This is a genomic window from Saprospiraceae bacterium, from assembly GCA_016709995.1.
GTDB lineage: Bacteria > Bacteroidota > Bacteroidia > Chitinophagales > Saprospiraceae > JADJLQ01.
Genome location: JADJLQ010000001.1, coordinates 79999 through 97307, shown reverse-complemented (window position 1 = coordinate 97307; position 17309 = coordinate 79999). Strand labels below are relative to the sequence as shown.

At 41.2% G+C, this 17309-nt stretch carries 17 protein-coding genes; 8 read left to right on the top strand and 9 right to left on the bottom strand.

Annotated features, from left to right (window positions below; genetic code table 11):
- Window positions 1–7: 7 nt before the first annotated feature.
- The 5 genes from IPJ09_00455 to IPJ09_00435 are packed head-to-tail and all read left to right on the top strand — an operon-like array spanning window position 8 to window position 5936.
- A complete protein-coding gene (locus tag IPJ09_00455; protein ID MBK7369931.1) occupies window positions 8–1225 on the top strand; it encodes an FAD-dependent oxidoreductase in 1218 nt (405 codons plus the stop codon).
- A complete protein-coding gene (locus IPJ09_00450; protein MBK7369930.1) occupies window positions 1222–3039 on the top strand; it encodes an excinuclease ABC subunit C in 1818 nt (605 codons plus the stop codon). The genes IPJ09_00455 and IPJ09_00450 overlap by 4 nt, the downstream gene beginning before the upstream one ends.
- 55 nt (window positions 3040–3094) lie before the next feature.
- Window positions 3095–4171 carry an NAD(P) transhydrogenase subunit alpha gene (locus IPJ09_00445; GenBank protein ID MBK7369929.1) on the top strand — a complete coding sequence of 359 codons (1077 nt, stop codon included), beginning with the start codon at window positions 3095–3097 and terminating at the stop codon, window positions 4169–4171.
- Window positions 4172–4188: 17 nt separating this feature from the next.
- Window positions 4189–4491: an NAD(P) transhydrogenase subunit alpha gene (locus tag IPJ09_00440; protein ID MBK7369928.1), complete on the top strand. Its 303-nt coding sequence runs from the start codon at window positions 4189–4191 to the stop codon at window positions 4489–4491.
- Between the two features lie 11 nt (window positions 4492–4502).
- The gene (locus tag IPJ09_00435; GenBank protein MBK7369927.1) at window positions 4503–5936 is read left to right on the top strand and encodes an NAD(P)(+) transhydrogenase (Re/Si-specific) subunit beta; all 1434 of its coding nucleotides are present in this window, start codon (window positions 4503–4505) and stop codon (window positions 5934–5936) included.
- Window positions 5937–6471: 535 nt separating this feature from the next.
- Here the strand turns inward: IPJ09_00435 and IPJ09_00430 are convergent.
- From IPJ09_00430 to IPJ09_00410, 5 genes are all read right to left on the bottom strand, one after another.
- Window positions 6472–7176, bottom strand: coding sequence for a hypothetical protein (locus tag IPJ09_00430; GenBank protein ID MBK7369926.1), 705 nt, complete (start codon window positions 7174–7176; stop codon window positions 6472–6474).
- 11 nt (window positions 7177–7187) lie between these two features.
- Window positions 7188–7979, bottom strand: a complete 792-nt coding sequence (locus IPJ09_00425; GenBank protein MBK7369925.1) for a hypothetical protein — start codon at window positions 7977–7979, stop codon at window positions 7188–7190.
- 92 nt (window positions 7980–8071) lie between these two features.
- Complete coding sequence (pyrF, locus tag IPJ09_00420; protein ID MBK7369924.1) at window positions 8072–8881, bottom strand: orotidine-5'-phosphate decarboxylase; 810 nt, start codon at window positions 8879–8881, stop codon at window positions 8072–8074.
- Window positions 8881–9138 (bottom strand): NifU family protein, encoded by a 258-nt coding sequence (locus tag IPJ09_00415; GenBank protein MBK7369923.1) that lies wholly within the window; start codon window positions 9136–9138, stop codon window positions 8881–8883. The genes pyrF and IPJ09_00415 overlap by 1 nt, the downstream gene beginning before the upstream one ends.
- 19 nt (window positions 9139–9157) lie before the next feature.
- Window positions 9158–10249, bottom strand: coding sequence for an Mrp/NBP35 family ATP-binding protein (locus tag IPJ09_00410; GenBank protein ID MBK7369922.1), 1092 nt, complete (start codon window positions 10247–10249; stop codon window positions 9158–9160).
- Between the two features lie 211 nt (window positions 10250–10460).
- Here IPJ09_00410 and IPJ09_00405 point away from each other — a divergent pair, with 211 nt between their 5' ends.
- Genes IPJ09_00405 through IPJ09_00395 form a run of 3 tightly spaced genes read left to right on the top strand, consistent with a single transcriptional unit; the run spans window position 10461 to window position 13157 of the window.
- Window positions 10461–11411 (top strand): bifunctional riboflavin kinase/FAD synthetase, encoded by a 951-nt coding sequence (locus IPJ09_00405; protein ID MBK7369921.1) that lies wholly within the window; start codon window positions 10461–10463, stop codon window positions 11409–11411.
- Window positions 11408–12448, top strand: coding sequence for a glycosyltransferase family 2 protein (locus IPJ09_00400; GenBank protein MBK7369920.1), 1041 nt, complete (start codon window positions 11408–11410; stop codon window positions 12446–12448). Before IPJ09_00405 ends, IPJ09_00400 begins: the two co-directional genes overlap by 4 nt.
- Complete coding sequence (locus IPJ09_00395) at window positions 12441–13157, top strand: RluA family pseudouridine synthase (protein ID MBK7369919.1); 717 nt, start codon at window positions 12441–12443, stop codon at window positions 13155–13157. Before IPJ09_00400 ends, IPJ09_00395 begins: the two co-directional genes overlap by 8 nt.
- A gap of 71 nt (window positions 13158–13228) precedes the next feature.
- Here IPJ09_00395 and IPJ09_00390 read toward each other — a convergent pair whose 3' ends face one another.
- The 4 genes from IPJ09_00390 to folE are packed head-to-tail and all read right to left on the bottom strand — an operon-like array spanning window position 13229 to window position 17215.
- The gene (locus IPJ09_00390; GenBank protein ID MBK7369918.1) at window positions 13229–15106 is read right to left on the bottom strand and encodes an ABC-F family ATP-binding cassette domain-containing protein; all 1878 of its coding nucleotides are present in this window, start codon (window positions 15104–15106) and stop codon (window positions 13229–13231) included.
- A 55-nt stretch (window positions 15107–15161) separates the two neighbouring features.
- Window positions 15162–15728 carry a YqgE/AlgH family protein gene (locus tag IPJ09_00385; protein ID MBK7369917.1) on the bottom strand — a complete coding sequence of 189 codons (567 nt, stop codon included), beginning with the start codon at window positions 15726–15728 and terminating at the stop codon, window positions 15162–15164.
- Between the two features lie 12 nt (window positions 15729–15740).
- Complete coding sequence (fabD, locus tag IPJ09_00380) at window positions 15741–16616, bottom strand: ACP S-malonyltransferase (protein MBK7369916.1); 876 nt, start codon at window positions 16614–16616, stop codon at window positions 15741–15743.
- 2 nt (window positions 16617–16618) lie between these two features.
- Window positions 16619–17215 carry a GTP cyclohydrolase I FolE gene (gene folE, locus IPJ09_00375; GenBank protein MBK7369915.1) on the bottom strand — a complete coding sequence of 199 codons (597 nt, stop codon included), beginning with the start codon at window positions 17213–17215 and terminating at the stop codon, window positions 16619–16621.
- Window positions 17216–17309 lie beyond the last annotated feature (94 nt).

Here is a 17309-nt window from a genome sequence, read left to right as displayed (position 1 = left end):
TTGGGCGATGAAGGTTTGTGTGATTGGAGGAGGCATCATTGGATTATTTAGTGCATACTATTTGTCAGAAGCCGGATATGAAGTAGCGATCGTAGACAAAGGTGACTTTAGTTCCGGTACTTCTTATGGCAATGCCGGCATGATTTGTCCAAGTCACTTTATCCCACTCGCCGCTCCAGGAGTTATCACCCAAAGTATTAAATGGATGTTTGACGCCTCCAGCCCTTTTTACATCAAACCGTCTCTGGATCCAGATCTCCTCCGGTGGTGCTTAAGTTTTTTCAAACATAGTACAGCCAGCCATGTGCGGAATAATATAGGTCCATTGTCTGCTCTCCTAAATTGGTCGAGAGATCTTTATATTCAATTAAGTGATCAAGCCCTTTCGATGGACCTCAAAAAGAAAGGCATCATCATGGTTTGCAATACTACCGGGCATCTTCAGACAGAGATTAATCTCAGTCATCAAGCCAATAGAATCGGGATACGTGCTCAGGTCCTTTCAAAGAACGAAATAGAAGCTCTTAATCCGGGTACGACGATCAATGCCCTGGGTGGTGTCCATTATCTTGATGACATGCATGTCACACCACATATGTTAATGGCTTCATTAAAGTCGAAATTAAAAGAGAAAAATATCGAATGGCTCCCAAATACTGAAGTGACTGGTTTTAAAAAAGAAAGGGCTGTCATCAAAACAGCCATTTCAACCAATGGAGATGTAGAAGCTGATCAATTTGTAATAGCCGCAGGATCATGGAGTAGTCATATTGCCCATTTAGCAGATTGCAAAATATTAATACAACCGGGCAAAGGATATAATGTCACTATCGAAGAAGTAGTGCCTCCATGGGTGACCCCGATGATACTGGTAGAGGGCAGAGTGGCCGTGACTCCGATGGGCCAAAGTCTGCGCTTAGGAGGGACGATGGAGATTGGTGGCTTCAATGATGTGGTCTTAAAAAATCGGATCCAGGGCATCTTAAAAACTATTCATGCTTACCTCCCCGACCTGGATGAGGCATCCCTAAAAGAAGCTCCACCCTGGTTTGGATATCGACCACTATCTTCTACAGGATTACCTTTGATATCAAGATTGCCGGCATATAACAATCTGTTTTTAAATGCCGGACATGGCATGCTGGGCTTATCTTTGGGTCCTGCTAGTGGACTACTCTTGACCCAGTTAATGAATCAATCCTTAAGGTCCGGCATTGTAGCATGAAGAAAGAAGATTTTAAGCTATTACAGACCATGATCCCCGAGCAACCTGGTATCTATAAATTTCTGGATGCCAAAGGGGAGATTATCTATGTAGGTAAAGCAAAAAACCTGCTCAAAAGGACCACCTCCTATTTTACGGATTCAAAAGGCCATAGCTTTAAGACGATCACCATGGTCAAGCATGCTGTCCACCTGGAGTACCTTGTGGTAGAGACCGAGCATGATGCTTTACTTCTGGAAAGTACTTTAATTAAAAAAAATCAACCAAGGTACAATGTCAATCTAAAAGACGGCAAATCCTATGCTTTTATTTGCATAAAAAAAGAAAGATTCCCCAGGATATTTTTTACCAGAAAAATTTATAGAGACGGGTCAGAATATTTTGGGCCCTATACATCAAAATATAAAGCTGAGATCATTTTAGACTTCCTCAAGACTATATTTCCGCTGCGCAATTGTACCCTTCAATTATCGGAGGAGAATATTACAAAAAATAAATTTAAAGTCTGCCTGGAGTATCATATCAAAAACTGCCTGGGTCCATGCGAAGCATTTGAAACAGAAGAAGATTACTCCTCCAGGATCAAACAGATCCGCAACATACTCAATGGAAATTTTGGTGATGCCAAATCGTTTTTAAAGAGTCAGATGGAGGTTCATGCCGAGGACCTCGATTTTGAGGCAGCTCAGGCATATAAGATCCGGCTGGATGCTTTTGATGATTATCAATCCAAATCGATGGTCGTTCACCACAGTATTGGCGATGTAGATGTATTCAGTATAGATATCGATGAAAAAGAAGCGACCGTCAATTATCTGCGCATCATCAAAGGTGCACTAATCAATGCACACACCTTCGAGCTTGAAAAAAATCTTGATGAAGATCCGGAAACTTTACTTGCTTACGCCGTCCTCGAATGCCGGGATACTTTCAGCAGCATCGCCAATGAAATCATTACGCCATTCAAAATAGATCTCGATGATGAGCATATAAAAATCACTGTACCTCAAAGAGGGGACAAAAAGAAATTGCTTGAGCTTTCGCAAAAAAATCTTCGCTACTATATCCTGCAGAAAAAATCAGAGATTGCTACCAACTCCACCAAACCACTTGCCACTCAGCGAATACTCTCTACGCTGAGAATGGATTTGCACATGGACAAAGATCCAGAATATATCGAATGTTTTGACAATTCCAATATACAAGGGAGTCATCCCGTAGCCGCTTGTGTCGTATTTAAAAATGCCAAACCCTCGAAAAATGATTATAGACACTACAATGTCAAGACAGTAGATGGCCCTAATGATTTTGCATCCATGTCAGAGATCGTATATCGGAGATACCGAAGATTGATAGAAGAAGAAAAACCTATTCCGGATTTAATCGTCATAGACGGAGGCAAAGGGCAGCTGAGCGCAGCCATGGAAAGCATAGAAAAACTTGGCTTACAGGACCAGGTCAAAGTCATAGGCATCGCAAAAAGGCTAGAAGAGATCTATTTTCCCAATGACCCTGTACCATTATATATTGATAAAAAATCAGAATCGCTCAAGGTGATCCAAAAGATCAGAAACGAAGCCCATCGATTTGCGATTAGTTTTCACAGAGACCAAAGATCCAGAGCATTTTTAACTACCGGCTTGACCGACATTCCCGGGATAGCCAAAAAGTCAGCAGAGACTTTGTTAAAACATTTCGGTTCGATGGCCAGGGTCCAGGAAGCGGCCGTCACCGATCTGTCTCCGGTGATCGGTAATAAGAAAGCAGAAGTTATTTTTAAGTATTTCCATCCAGATTTCAGTGAAGAAGAGTGAGGACTCCCCCTATTTTTCTTATCTTCGCGCCTGGCAACCAACATAAAATTATTGAATGTTAACAATCGGAATTTTATCCAGCAATGACGATCCCAGGATAGCTATCGTACCTGAGACCATAGACAAATACTTAAAGTTAAACACCACCATTATCCTAGAAAAAAATGCTGGTTTACAGGCATTTATGCAGGATTCAGTATTTGGAGACAAAGTTAAGATTGGCTCGAGGGAAGAGGTATTACAAAGCGCTGATCTTTTGCTGAGTGCCGCCCCACCTGAAGTAAGTGATCTTCCCAATATAAAGAAAGGAACTACCATCATTTCTATGTTTGCACCCTACCAAGATCCTGAGGTTGTCGCACCCTATAAATCTAGTGGCTTACATGCATACTCACTGGACATGATCCCAAGAACTTCTTTGGCTCAATCTATGGATGTATTATCCTCTATGGCTTCTCTGGCAGGTTACAAAGCGGTATTGATCGCAGCTGGACTGCTGCCCAGATATTTTCCGATGTTGATGACTGCGAGCGGTACCATCAAACCTGCCAAAGCATTGGTGCTCGGTGCCGGTGTAGCTGGGCTCCAGGCGATTGCTACAGCAAAAAGATTGGGAGCAGTAGTAGAAGTATTTGACACAAGAAAAGCAGTAAAAGAAGAAGTAGAAAGCCTTGGTGCCAAATTTGTTGAAGTTGAAGGTGCCAAAGATGATAAAGGGGCCGGAGGGTATGCCGTGGAGCAAACAGAGGAATTTTTGACCAGACAACGACAGATGGTGCAGGATAAAGCGGCCAAAGCTGATGTGGTCATCTGTACAGCACAAATCAGGGGCAAAAAAGCGCCTATCCTGCTGACTGCGGACACCTTGACCAGGATGCGACCCGGATCAGTCATTGTGGATCTAGCATCCTCTACAGGTGGCAATTGTGAAGCCACCAAAGACAAAGAGACCATCAATCATCACGGCATCAATATTATTGGAAGTAGTTTTTTAGCCAATTCAGTTGCGATCGATGCGAGTTTTTTGTTGAGTAATAATTACCTCAATTTTTTAAAAGTACTTATTAAAGACGGTCAGATCGCCTATGATGAGTCCAATGAAATTCTTCACGCCGCTTGTATTACCAAATGATCATAAAAATATAAACCATGCTAGATTGGATCCAACAAAATCAACAAATCATTTATATCGTCCTCCTCATGATATTTTTGGGTATCGAGGTGATCGGTAGAGTACCCAGCGTCTTACACACACCTTTGATGAGTGGAGCCAATGCCATCCATGGAGTCGTTATCATAGGAGCCATCATCGTCATGGGCAAAGCAGAGCCTGGTAATTACCTTGCATTAATACTGGGTTTTCTGGCGGTGATCCTCGGAGCCATCAATGTGGTAGGAGGTTTTGTAGTCACTGATAGAATGTTAGAAATGTTTAAGCAAAAGAAAAAGTAAATAGCTGAATGATGGGCCAAAGTCTTCTAACCGTAATATATATTATAGCTGCAGTCACCTTTATACTGGGACTGAAAATGCTGTCTAATCCTACTTCTGCCAGAAAGGGCAACCTGATAGCAGCTTTCGGTATGACAGCAGCTATATTCGCCACAATTTTTTTATACCAATCCGAAGAAGGACATAGTTTGCACAATTTTGGCTGGATCTTTGGCGGTCTTGCTATCGGCACTTTAGTTGGATGGATTGCAGCCAAAAAAGTCAAAATGACCGCCATGCCTGAGATGGTAAGTCTTTTTAATGGTATGGGTGGTGCTTGTGCTGCGTTGATTTCACTGATAGAATTTAATCATATGACCCAGGGATATACTGGGCAGGCAGGATTCTTCTCAGGTCTCCACGGAGGCACGCTGTTGATTATATTTTTAGGATTAATCATTGGTTCGATTTCATTTGCCGGAAGTATGATCGCTTGGGGTAAACTCAATGGCAGTATCAAAGATTTTACTTTTAAAGGACAACATATCGTCAATTTGTTGCTCCTGGCTGTCATCCTCGTGCTTGTCATTTATATCATAATGGCTCGTCCTGAGATGACCAGGGTATATTTTTACCTGGTTTTAATCCTTGCATTGATCTATGGGGTGTTTTTTGTAATGCCTATTGGAGGTGCAGATATGCCTGTAGTGATCTCTCTTCTTAACTCCTTCACTGGTGTCGCTGCGGCGTCCGGTGGCTTTTTGTATGACAATAAAGCGATGCTCACCGGAGGTATTCTGGTAGGTGCTGCCGGGACCTTGCTTACGATTCTGATGACCAAGGCTATGAACAGGTCCATTTTGAATGTGCTCATAGGTAATTTTGGAGGAGGTGGTACCGGAGCGGCAGGTGCTGCCGGAGCAGGAGGGGCTAAATCCGTCAAGGAGATTGCTTCTGCTGATCTAGCTGTGAGCTTGAATTATTCCAAATCTGTAGTCATTGTCCCTGGTTATGGCCTGGCTGTAGCCCAGGCTCAAAAGACCACCAAAGAATTAGAAGATTTACTGGAAGCCAATGGTGTGGAAGTAAGGTATGCCATTCACCCTGTCGCAGGTCGTATGCCTGGTCATATGAATGTATTGCTTGCTGAAGCCAATGTCGAATATCCCAAACTGATCGACTTAGAGGAAGCCAATGAATTACTAACCAATGCGGATGTAGTCCTGGTACTTGGCGCCAATGATGTAGTGAATCCTGCTGCTGAAGATGATCCTAACAGTCCTATCTTTGGCATGCCGGTACTCCAGGTATGGAAGGCTAAAATGGTGGTAGTGGTCAAGCGGTCCATGAGCAGTGGCTATGCCGGTATAGACAATCCCTTATTTTACCATGATAAGACAAGAATGCTATTTGGCGATGCTAAAAAAGTACTCCAGGATCTAATCCATGAGGTCAAAGCTTTGTAAAATTAGCTGACGGCGCATTCCAACATTGAATTCTTTATGGCGAAAAATTTGAGCTGCTGTAACCTCTTGCGATCCCTTTAAGCCTGCCAAAATATCATTATGCTGACTATATGCACATAGAATTTTGAGTTCCGGTCTCTCACGAAGGCTATGCAGCGCCGAACAGTCATTCTTGGCTGAGTACTCAGTTTAAAGGTTCGGTATGATACAGAATCCTTTATTATTAACACTCCAAACCAATTTGTAAAAAAAAAGTAAAAGAAAAAAAGGCCAAATGAAATTTTCGGCCAAAATCCTGCGTTAGTTAAAATGAGAGAGCACAGCCCCTGTTAAATTTCATACAATTTGAGTTAATCAGGAGTTTCTTCTTCTAGTTCAGGGGCTGTTTTTTATTATTAACGAAATTTTAAATGTTTCGCTGCTTTCTATCCTGCATTCTAATGTTAATTAACTTCGTTAAAAAAGCAAAAGCCTTTTGAAGTTACCCTCAAAAAGCCTTTTGTATTTATTTTTTTGACACAGATTACCTATAACTCTATTCGATCATAAACATAGCATCTGCTACCTCTGCATTCAATTTAATTTCAGTGATTTTCATGGTCATTTGAAATTGGCCGGTATTCATATCCATTTTATGGGCAAACAAAATGCCCTCTATGGGCTTATAATCGCTTAGATCCATTGTAGTTTCTGTGACAGTACCCTGCCATTCCCCTTTGGTTATCATTCTAACCATCAATCCATTGTCAGAATTAAAGAAGAGTGTAGTTTCATTGCCTTCCTTGTCTTTAGAAGTAATTTTATCGCAAGGTTTGCCTGCTATTTTATCTGTACCCGAATAAGTTAAAGTAATATCTTCGTCAGTAAGGGATAATGAAGGAAATATTTTTCCCTGCATTTCCATACGTTTAAGCATTTTTTCATCATCTATTGTTTGAGAACCTTGCATACCATTCATGGTGGCCCGATTACCATCATACTTCTGTTCCATCACGACTGCCCCATTCATAGAAGATTTCATATAGAACTTACCATTTTTATAATATGATTCTGATTCTGAAGTTCCAAATGGCATACTGATCTCCATTTTTCGAATCATCGTTTTAATGGCCATCATTTTATCCTTGCCACCGGATGACTCGATACTTTTTTGAACAATTGCTAAAGCTTTGGCATCAGATTGTCCCTGGGCTGCGGCTGCCAGCATACATACTGTCAGCAAAGAATATAAGAATTTCATATTGAATTAAATTAATTGATTTTGAATAATTGGTCTGGCAAATCGCTATTGACCATGAGCGCTATTACTTTCATATCCAGGGGAAAAGGGACTGATCCTCCTGTCATTTTAACTGAATGAGGAAATTTTACGCCATTGACATCTTTATAATCACTAAAGTCCATAGTCTGGGTAAGCTTTTGGCCCATGGCATCCGTAGTAGAGATAGTCCTTACTAACAGATTACTGGCGACATCAAAGTATTGAGTCGACTCATTTTTATCTTCATCGGTGATCATCAATTTGTGCACTTTTTTACCATCAAGATCTTCCATTCCAAGGTACTTTTTTAAGTTATCATTTGAGGTCAGTTGGTCTAACTCGTCAAACATCCTGGCTTGTTTTTTTGCACCTTTGATGGCAGCTGCATCCGTGATATTTTGAGTGCCCCCCATTCCGGAGACTTGCAAAGTAGTACCATCAAATTTTTGTTCCATTACGACTGATCCTGCCATCTCCGTCTTCATGGCTGACTTACCAGCCTTCATATATTGTGTAATATTCAAATCACCCATGCCGGTAGTTGCTGACATTTTCATCATCATTGATTTTACATTCGACAGCTTGTCCTTGCCCCCGATGGCATCAATATACCCTTTCAAAACTGTCACAGCCTGTGCATCCGACTTGGCAGAAGTGGCTGCAGGTACTGAAGGCATGCTGGCCTTTGACTCTGAAGTAGAAGCAGTAGTCGATGCCATCTTTTTAGTACATGATGCGAATGACAGCGCCCCCATTAAAAACAAGAAAAATAGTTTATTCATAATTGACTGTTATTTATAAAAAGTTATAAAATATGATTGGATTTAGCTAAAACAATATAAGTAGCAAGAAAATTCTTTACAAATGAAGTTTTTTATAGAAATGCAGACATCTTTTTTTGTAAAAGATGTGCTTCGGCGGCTGCAGCGGATGCATAATCCAGGCCACCAGATGCATATATAATACTTCTGGATGCATTAATCAATATATCTCCAGAATCAGAAAGTGTAGCCTTCATCACTTCGCTTAGATCACCACCCTGGGCTCCAATGCCAGGGATTAAGAGAAAATAATCAGGAACAATCGATCTGATCCTTTGTAAAAAAGAGACCTTTGTGGCACCTGCTACAAACATGAGCTGATCCTGGTGACCCCATTTAATCGCTTCTTTTAATACCTTTTCAAATACATATTCTCCTGAATGAAGCTGTTGTAGTTGAAAATCTGCGGCTCCTGAATTGCTGGTGAGTGCCAGCAATATGGTCCATCTACGGGCGTACTCTAAAAAAGGTGTTACTGAATCTTTGCCCATATAAGGCGCTACAGTCACAGCATCGGCATTTAATGTCTCAAAACAAGTCCTTGCATATAGAGAGGCTGTATTGCCTATATCTCCCCGTTTAGCGTCGAGTATGACAAACTTTTGTTTTGATTGAATGAATGCTATCGTCTGAATTAAGCTATCCCAACCGGCTGCACCCTGGACTTCATAAAATGCTGAATTAATCTTGTAAGCAACAGCATAAGGTAAAGTGGCCTCAACAATAGCCATGTTGAATTGCAGGACGCTGGATACCCGGGAGGGCAACTTCAAAGGATCTGTATCTAGTCCTACACAAAGGCAGGATTTTAAGGATAAAATCTGATGATTTAGGGCTTTTCTATCCCAAAACATATAATTCATTAACTATTGACTGCAATCACTGAATTGACTTCCGGGAACTTAGATTTAATGGCTTGTTCGATACCTGCTTTGAGGGTAAAGGCTGACATGGAACAGGATTCACAGTTACCCAACCATTTTATTTTCACATCCAATTCTTCTGTATAGTCCAGTACTTCTACATTGCCACCGTCCTGGGCCAGATGGGGTCTTAGTTCATTTAAGACCAAATCTATTTCGAAGATTTTTTTTTCTTTTAATTTTTTGGAAAGGGCCATTATTGAAAGCAAAGTTAATCTAATTCTTCATGACCACCTTTTGTGTGGGTGCCATATTTTCATTTCTGAGATTTAATTGATCTAATACATTGGCAGCCATTGATTTAAAATATTTAGTACTGTCGTTTTCACCTTCATCCATGATCGAAGGTCTCCCTTCATCACCACCCGCTCGCACTGATAAGACTAGTGGGATTTGTTGTAATAGTACCGTATGATACAAGCCAGCCAGGTGTTGACCTCCACCCTTGCCAAATATTTCATATTTCTTATCTGGTAGTTCAGCTGGAGTAAACCAAGACATGTTTTCTACTATACCCAGGATAGGCACTCCTATACCATCCATCTGAAACATATTGGCCGCTTTGATTGCATCGGCCACAGATACTTGTTGAGGGGTGGTGACAATAATAGCGCCTGTAACCGGAACTGTCTGCACCAAAGTCAATTGAATATCACCGGTACCTGGTGGAAGATCGATGACCAATACATCTAACTCTGGCCAAAGGCAATCCTCTAAAAACTGCTTCATAACTCCTGCCAACCTTGGTCCTCGCAAAACCACTGCCTGCTCAGGTTCTACCACAAAACCAATAGACATCACCGGCAATCCATAAGCCTGAAGAGGGATGATCTTATTGACACCATAGACCTGCTTCACTTCGGGCCTTTTGCCTTTGAGGCCAAGCATGATCGGTATGCTGGGACCGTATAAATCTGCATCCAATATGCCGACTTTGAGGCCCGCCTGTTTGAGGCCAAGCGCCAGATTGACGCTAATGGTAGACTTACCTACTCCACCTTTGCCGGAAGCTACAGCTATAATATTTTTAATTTGAGGAAGATTAGAGCTCTTTTTTTGGGCAGGTTCGGGATTGCCAAAATGCAAATCAATGCTAAGGCCTGGAGCAATCTTAGCAAACTCCTCAATAACTTTAAAATTAATCTCCGATTTGATATTGCTGTCCAACTTAGGTGGAAAAGAAAGCATTACCTGTACTCTTTGATCATCTATTTTAATATCCTGAATCCTATTGGCCAACACCAGGTTTTGGCCGGTGAGCGGATCGATAATGGTACCTAAAAACTGTAACAACCCTTCTCTTGTCATAGTGCAATATTAGAGCTTTGTTTAAAACTTTGACCAAATACTTACCAATTTAAAATTATAGATGGTTGAAAGAATCGAACTCTGGACTACTTACATATTTAACTTAATCGAAATTCATGGCAGTCATCATGAAGTATAAAAATTTAATCATGGTCATTCCCTTAGAATTTCGGACTTTTGCACAGCAATAATACATATACAATCGTAATCCATGGAGGTACATTTTGGTCTGGATGATATACCACAACTGCAACATTCCGTCATCACAGTAGGGTCTTTTGATGGCGTACATAGCGGCCACCGAAAAATCATTGAGGGTTTATTATATCATGCGACACGCTACGAGACACAAAGTGTATTGGTGACCTTTCACCCTCATCCCAGGCTGGTTCTGAATAGATTCGATCAAAGCCTGAGAATGCTAAACACCCTGGATGAAAAAATTGTCTTATTTAAATCATTGGGTGTAGATCATGTCGTGGTGGTGCCCTTCACTCCTGAATTTGCCTCACAAAGCCCCAAAGACTATATAGAAGATTTTTTGATCAAATATTTCAAACCCAAAGCTGTCGTCATCGGGTATGACCATCAATTTGGCAAGGGAAGAGTTGGTACTAAGGACATCCTGCTGGAACTGCAATCTATATACCACTACGAAGTATACCAAATAGATGCTTTTGAAATCGATGGCACCACCGTATCATCCACCAAGATCCGAAATGCCTTGTCTATTGGGGATTTTGATCTGGCCAAAAAATTATTGGGTTATCCATTCCCCATATCAGGCCGGATCGTGCCCGGCGATCGACTGGGCAGACAGATGGGATTTCCAACTGCCAATATCATGATCAACGATGCATCCAAGATGATCCCAAAACATGGCGTTTATGCGGTTCGAATGAAATGGAAAGAATATGTCAAAGAAGGTATGATGTACATCGGACTCCGTCCCACTACGCATCCAAAAGGAGAGTTGCAGATCGAAGTAAATATATTTGATTTCGATGGAGAGCTGTATGGTGAACAGACATGGGTTGAAGTATTACGGTTTATTAGGGATGATATGAAATTTTCTGATCCATCCTCTTTGATGGCTCAGATTAAAAAAGATCAGGTGGCCATAAAAAACTACTTCGCCAACGAATCTTTACAAAACACATGATGCCTCCTCCAACAGTTGCGTTGGTCATCCTTAACTATAATGGAAAAAAGTATCTAGAACGTTTCCTGCCTTCGGTATTAAAATATGCACCTCAACACGCACAGATCATCGTAGGAGACAATGCGAGCACCGATGACTCAATAGACTTTGTGGCTACTCAATATCCCGGTGTGAGATTGATCCGTCTGGAGCATAACCTTGGTTTTGCAGGGGGATACAATCAGGTACTACTTCAAGTTGAGTCCGATCTGTATTTTTTAATAAACAGTGATATCGAATTGAGAGGCCCCACCGATCCTCTGGTATCATTGATGCATCAAGACCACCAGATCGCTGCTTTGCAGCCCAAAATATTATCTTTCAACAAGCCCGACCATTTCGAACATGCAGGGGGTGCAGGGGGCTGGATCGATATGTTTGGGTACCCTTTTTGCAAAGGCAGACTTTTAGATTTTTTTGAAAAAGACGAAGGACAGTATGATCAAAGTGGCGAAATATTCTGGGCTAGTGGTGCAGCTATGATGGTTAGGGCCAGTTTGTTTCATGAACTAGGTGGATTTGATTCAAAATATTTTGCCCACATGGAAGAGATAGACTGGTGTTGGCGTGCTAAGCGAGCGGGCTGGAAAATAGTAGCAGAACCAGGTGTATCGGTATATCATATTGGCGGTGGCACTTTGCCATACAATTCGAACCAAAAGATATATTTAAACTTCAGAAATAATATAGCTACGCTGATTAAAAATGAGACTACACTAAAACTAATCTTTATTCTTCCCAGTAGAATAATCCTGGACCTGATGGCTGCTGTAAGTTTTGCATCTAAAGCCAATTTCAGTGGCTGTATTTCGATATTTAAAGCCTACCGTACCCTTTTATCCTGGATGCCGTATTTAATAAAAAAAAGATCACAAACAAATAGAATGGTCAGAGGCAAAAAATTTAACCGGCACGGCATTTACCACGGAAGTTTAATATGGCAGTTTTTTGTACTCGGTAAGAAAAAATTTAATCAACTCATCCCAGCTCATGTCTAAAATAGAAATATTATTTGAAGATGATCATCTTTTGGTGGTAAACAAGCCGCCTGTGATGTTGTCTATACCAGATCGTTGGGATGCTAATAAGGACTCCTTGTATCACTCACTGACTGCTCAATATCCCGATCTACTGGTAGTACATAGATTAGACAAGGACACCAGCGGGGTCATCGTATTTGCAAAAAATCCTGAGGCGCACAAAATTTTAAATAACCAATTTGCCAATAGCGAAAACTTCAAATCTTACCTTGCTGTAGTAAATGGCATTGTTTTCGAGTCTGGCATAATCGACACAGCGATAGCCGCAGATCCATTTCAGGCGGGTAAAATGGTGGTTCATAAAAAAGGAAAGCCTTCTCTTACAGAATATGAAGTCGTTGATTCTTTCCGCGAATTTTCTTTACTCAGAGTCCGCATACACACCGGCCGGACACACCAGATAAGGGTGCATCTCAGCAGCATTGGCTTTCCATTGGCGTTTGATCCGTTATATGGCAGTGCCGAGCCGATTACTATAGCGAATATAAAAAAACGAAAACTGCGTATCTCCGAGGAAACACCTATCCCACTGATGGCCAGAGTACCACTGCATGCATCCATCCTCAAGATCATACACCCGTTTACTTTTGAACTGGTTGAATTTGAAGCAGGATTGCCAAAGGATTTTAAAGCACTATTGAACCAGTTGGATAAATGGGGCCGATAATCAATTCTAAATAATTAAATCAAAAGTCTACTTACTGTCTCCTCACTCGTGATTAAAGTAAAAAAACAGGATCAGGCGCTAAGCCATTGCTCTATTTTCTCTTCTAATTTCTTTTTTACTGTAGCATATTTTTCCAAAACTACATTCGCCTCAGCTGATTCATAAAATTTATCACCTGCCATCACCTGTTCCATCTTCATGATTTCTTTTTCGATGGTCTCTATCTCTTTCTCCAATTTTGAATTGGGCTTGGCTTGGGCAGGTTGTTGTGGTTTACCTGACTTAGCTACATCTTCTTTAATAGCCTTTGCGACAGGGCCCGACTTGGAAAGATCTCTAAAGTTTGCGATTTCTCTTTTAGAAAGATAATATTGAATATCCCCTATATATTCTTTGATGTTACCTTCTTTAAACTCAAGCGTTTTATCAGTAAGATCCTGAAGGAACTCTCTATCATGGGATACCAGGATCAGGGTGCCTTCAAATTCCAGGAGGGCTTCTTTTAATACATTTTTAGAATCTATATCAAGGTGGTTAGTGGGCTCATCCAGAATCAACAAATTGATAGGTCTCAGAAGCATACAAGCCATAGCCAACCTGGCCCGCTCCCCCCCACTCAGTACACTCACTTTTTTTTCTACATCATCACCACTAAATAAAAATGCTCCCAATACTGATCTCAACCTGGGTCTCATCTCCGGCGGAGATATATCTTCGAGGGTAGCTAGCAGGGTTTTATTTAGTGCCAGTGACTCGGCTTGATTCTGAGCGTAGTAGCCAATGTTGACATTATAACCAGGAATAATTTCACCGGCGGTAGCTTTTTCTAAAGCAGTTAGAATTTTTATAAAAGTTGTTTTTCCTTGTCCGTTTTGGCCTACAAATGCAATGCGGTCACCTCGGCGGGCTACGAAGTCTACATTATGCAGTACTTCTTTTGGCCCATAGGATTTATGAATATTTTTAGCAGTGATAGCTATTTCTCCAGATCTGGGGGCCGGAGGGAATCTAACGACCATATTATTCACATCAGATGGGGCCCAATCTATCCGATCCATTTTGTCCAGTTGTTTGATCATCGATTGCGCCATTTTAGCTTTTGAGGCCTTGGCCCGGAATCGGTCTATCGTTTTTTCCTTTTGTGCGATCAGTTTCTGCTGATTGATAAAAGCAGACTCCATCAATTGATCACGCTCAACTTTTTGAACCAGGTATTTAGAATATCGTGCATTATAATCATTGAGCCGGCCTTGTTCTATTTCAAGGGTGCGATGAGAGACATTATCCAAAAATTGCCGATCATGAGAGATTGTCAATATGGTAGATCTCAAGGTCATGAGATAGCTTTCTAACCAGATGATGGCATCCATGTCCAGGTGATTGGTAGGCTCATCCAGCATGAGTATGTCCGGTTTACATAAAAGCATTTTAGCAAGTTCGACCCTCATCTTCCATCCACCGCTAAATTGGGCCAATGGCTTATTCAGTTCGGCTGATTTAAATCCAAGTCCAGTCAACACTCTTTCTGCTTCCGCTTGTGCAGTGTCTCCACCCAGGGTCTGGCGCATATGGTATAAATCCTCCAATTCATGCAGGACATCTCCCATCGTGTTTTCATCTAAATGGTCATGAAGCCTGTTTTCTAATGCTGAGATCCTGGTTTCGATGACATTGAGTTGGTCAAAAGCCTTCATCGCTTCATGGATGACCGTAGTCTGTTCATCAAAATCAATCTCTTGTCGAAGGTAGGCTATTCTAAAATCCTTTGGGATATCTACTTCACCTGAGTCAGGCTTTTGGAGTTTGGCTATAATCTTGAGTAAAGTAGATTTACCGGCACCGTTTCTTCCTACCAGTGCAACTTTTTCTCCTGGCGAAACGGTGGCATAGATTTCGTCCAGCAAGATTCGGTCGCCATATCTAAGTGAAAGATTTTTTATTTGAAGCATTCTATTTTAGCTTATTCGTTTTTTAATAACTATGTTTTTTAAAAACTATATGGTATTAGTTCCATACGATTTGATCAGGCATTTCAGAAATGATTTCATACGTATTGCCTTTATCATTTAACACTTTTTTCCAAAGCTTTTGAGCTTGTATCTTGAATACATAATTAGGGTCTCCCTCGGCCATAATCCATGAGCCAATCCCCATTTCTTCCAGCAATTGTCCTTTAGTCCAACCTGCATACCCTACAAAAAAACGGATGTTCTGAGGTCCGATGAGTTGTTGATCGATCAAAAACTTAAGTTTCTCAAAATTGCCACCCCAATATACACCCCGGATGATCGGTACACTTTCTTCCAGCAGATCACCTACATTATGAATATAGTGTAGTGTATCTGTGCCAACCGGCCCACCATAAAACAATTCAGTGTCTATCTCAGGAAATTCCTGCACCATTTCATTGATTTTTACCTTCAAGGGTTTGTTTAATATAAAACCAATAGATCCATTTCTATGGTCATGCTCACATAGGAAGACTACGGCTCTCTTAAAATGCGGATCTAACATAAATGGCTCTGCCAATATGAGTTTGCCACTTTTTAACCTTGGTGATTTTTTTGCCATAAGTGTGGGGTTTTAAAGACTAGACACAGGTATTTTGCGATCCACTTTCTTAATTAATCCTGACAAGACTTTTCCATTACCTCCTACTTCCACAAATTCGGTGATCCCATCCTGAAGCATATTAACGACCGATTGGCTCCATTTTACAGCTCCTGTAAGTTGCCTGACCAGATTGATCCTGATTTCGCCTGAATCTACATGAGGTGCAGCATCAATGTTTTGATAGATAGGGCAACAAGGTGATTGAATCATAGTATTGGATATCCCTTCCTTAAGTTTTTCCTCAGCATAAGCCATCAAAGGTGAGTGAAATGCACCACCAACAGAAAGTTTGATAGCATTGCGACAACCCATGCCAACCAGGGTAGCCATAGCGGCTTCGACTGCTTCTAATTCTCCGCTGATGACAAGCTGTCCTGGACAATTATAATTAGCCGGTACCACGATACCCTGTGTTTCCTCACATACCCGCTCGACCTGTTCATTATCCATGCCTACGATGGCAGCCATGGTGCCTGGAGTGATTTCGCAAGCTTCTTGCATAGCCAAAGCACGTGTATGCACCAGTCGAAGGCCATCTTCAAAGCTCATAGCACATGTCGCCACCAGGGCAGAGAATTCACCTAATGAATGCCCCGCTACCGCAGCTGGATCAAACTGATCAGAAATAAGTGCGGTAATCACTGAGTGCAAAAAAATCGCTGGTTGAGTGATTCTGGTTTGTCGTAAGTCCTCATCACTCCCATCGATCATCACCTGAAGTATATCAAATCCCAAAATATCATTGGCCTGTTCAAACCAAGTTTTAGCAGCCGAACCTCGTTCAAGTAAAGGGATCGCCATACCCTGATATTGAGCTCCTTGCCCGGGGAATACATATGCTTTCATTATCAGGAGAGTTTAACGCTGATCAGGTTTAAAAATTCGGTTCGGGTTTCAGCATTTTTAAATTCTCCTACAAATGCTGAAGTCGTAGTCACAGAGTTTTGCTTCTGCACCCCCCTCATCATCATACATAGATGCATTGCCTCTATGACTACAGCAACCCCCAGAGGATGTAAAGTATTATTTATACAGTGTAATATTTCATCAGTCAGTCGCTCTTGTACCTGTAGTCTCCGTGCGAATACATCTACGATACGCGGAATCTTACTTAAACCGACGATTTTTCCATTAGGTATATAAGCAACATGAGCTTTACCTATGAATGGAAGCATATGATGCTCGCACAAAGAATACAACTCAATATCTTTGACAATGACCATTTCAGAATATTTTTCTTCAAACATGGCTGATCTCAATATTTGAGCTCCATCCTCCTGGTATCCTTTTGTAAGGTATTGCATAGCCTTGGCCACTCGTTCCGGAGTTTTGGTCAAACCATCTCTCAAAGGATTTTCACCAAGGTTTTCTAAAACTTTGAGATAATGTGCCGAAAGATCCAGAGTGACCTTCTCATCATAAGATTCAGTTTTTTTGTACGCCATACGCTTTCAGAAATAAAATAAAGTTTGCAAAGGTAATGACTAATCTTTAAGCCACTGGTCCTGCCAGGATTAATATTGGTCTATAAATTGAAAG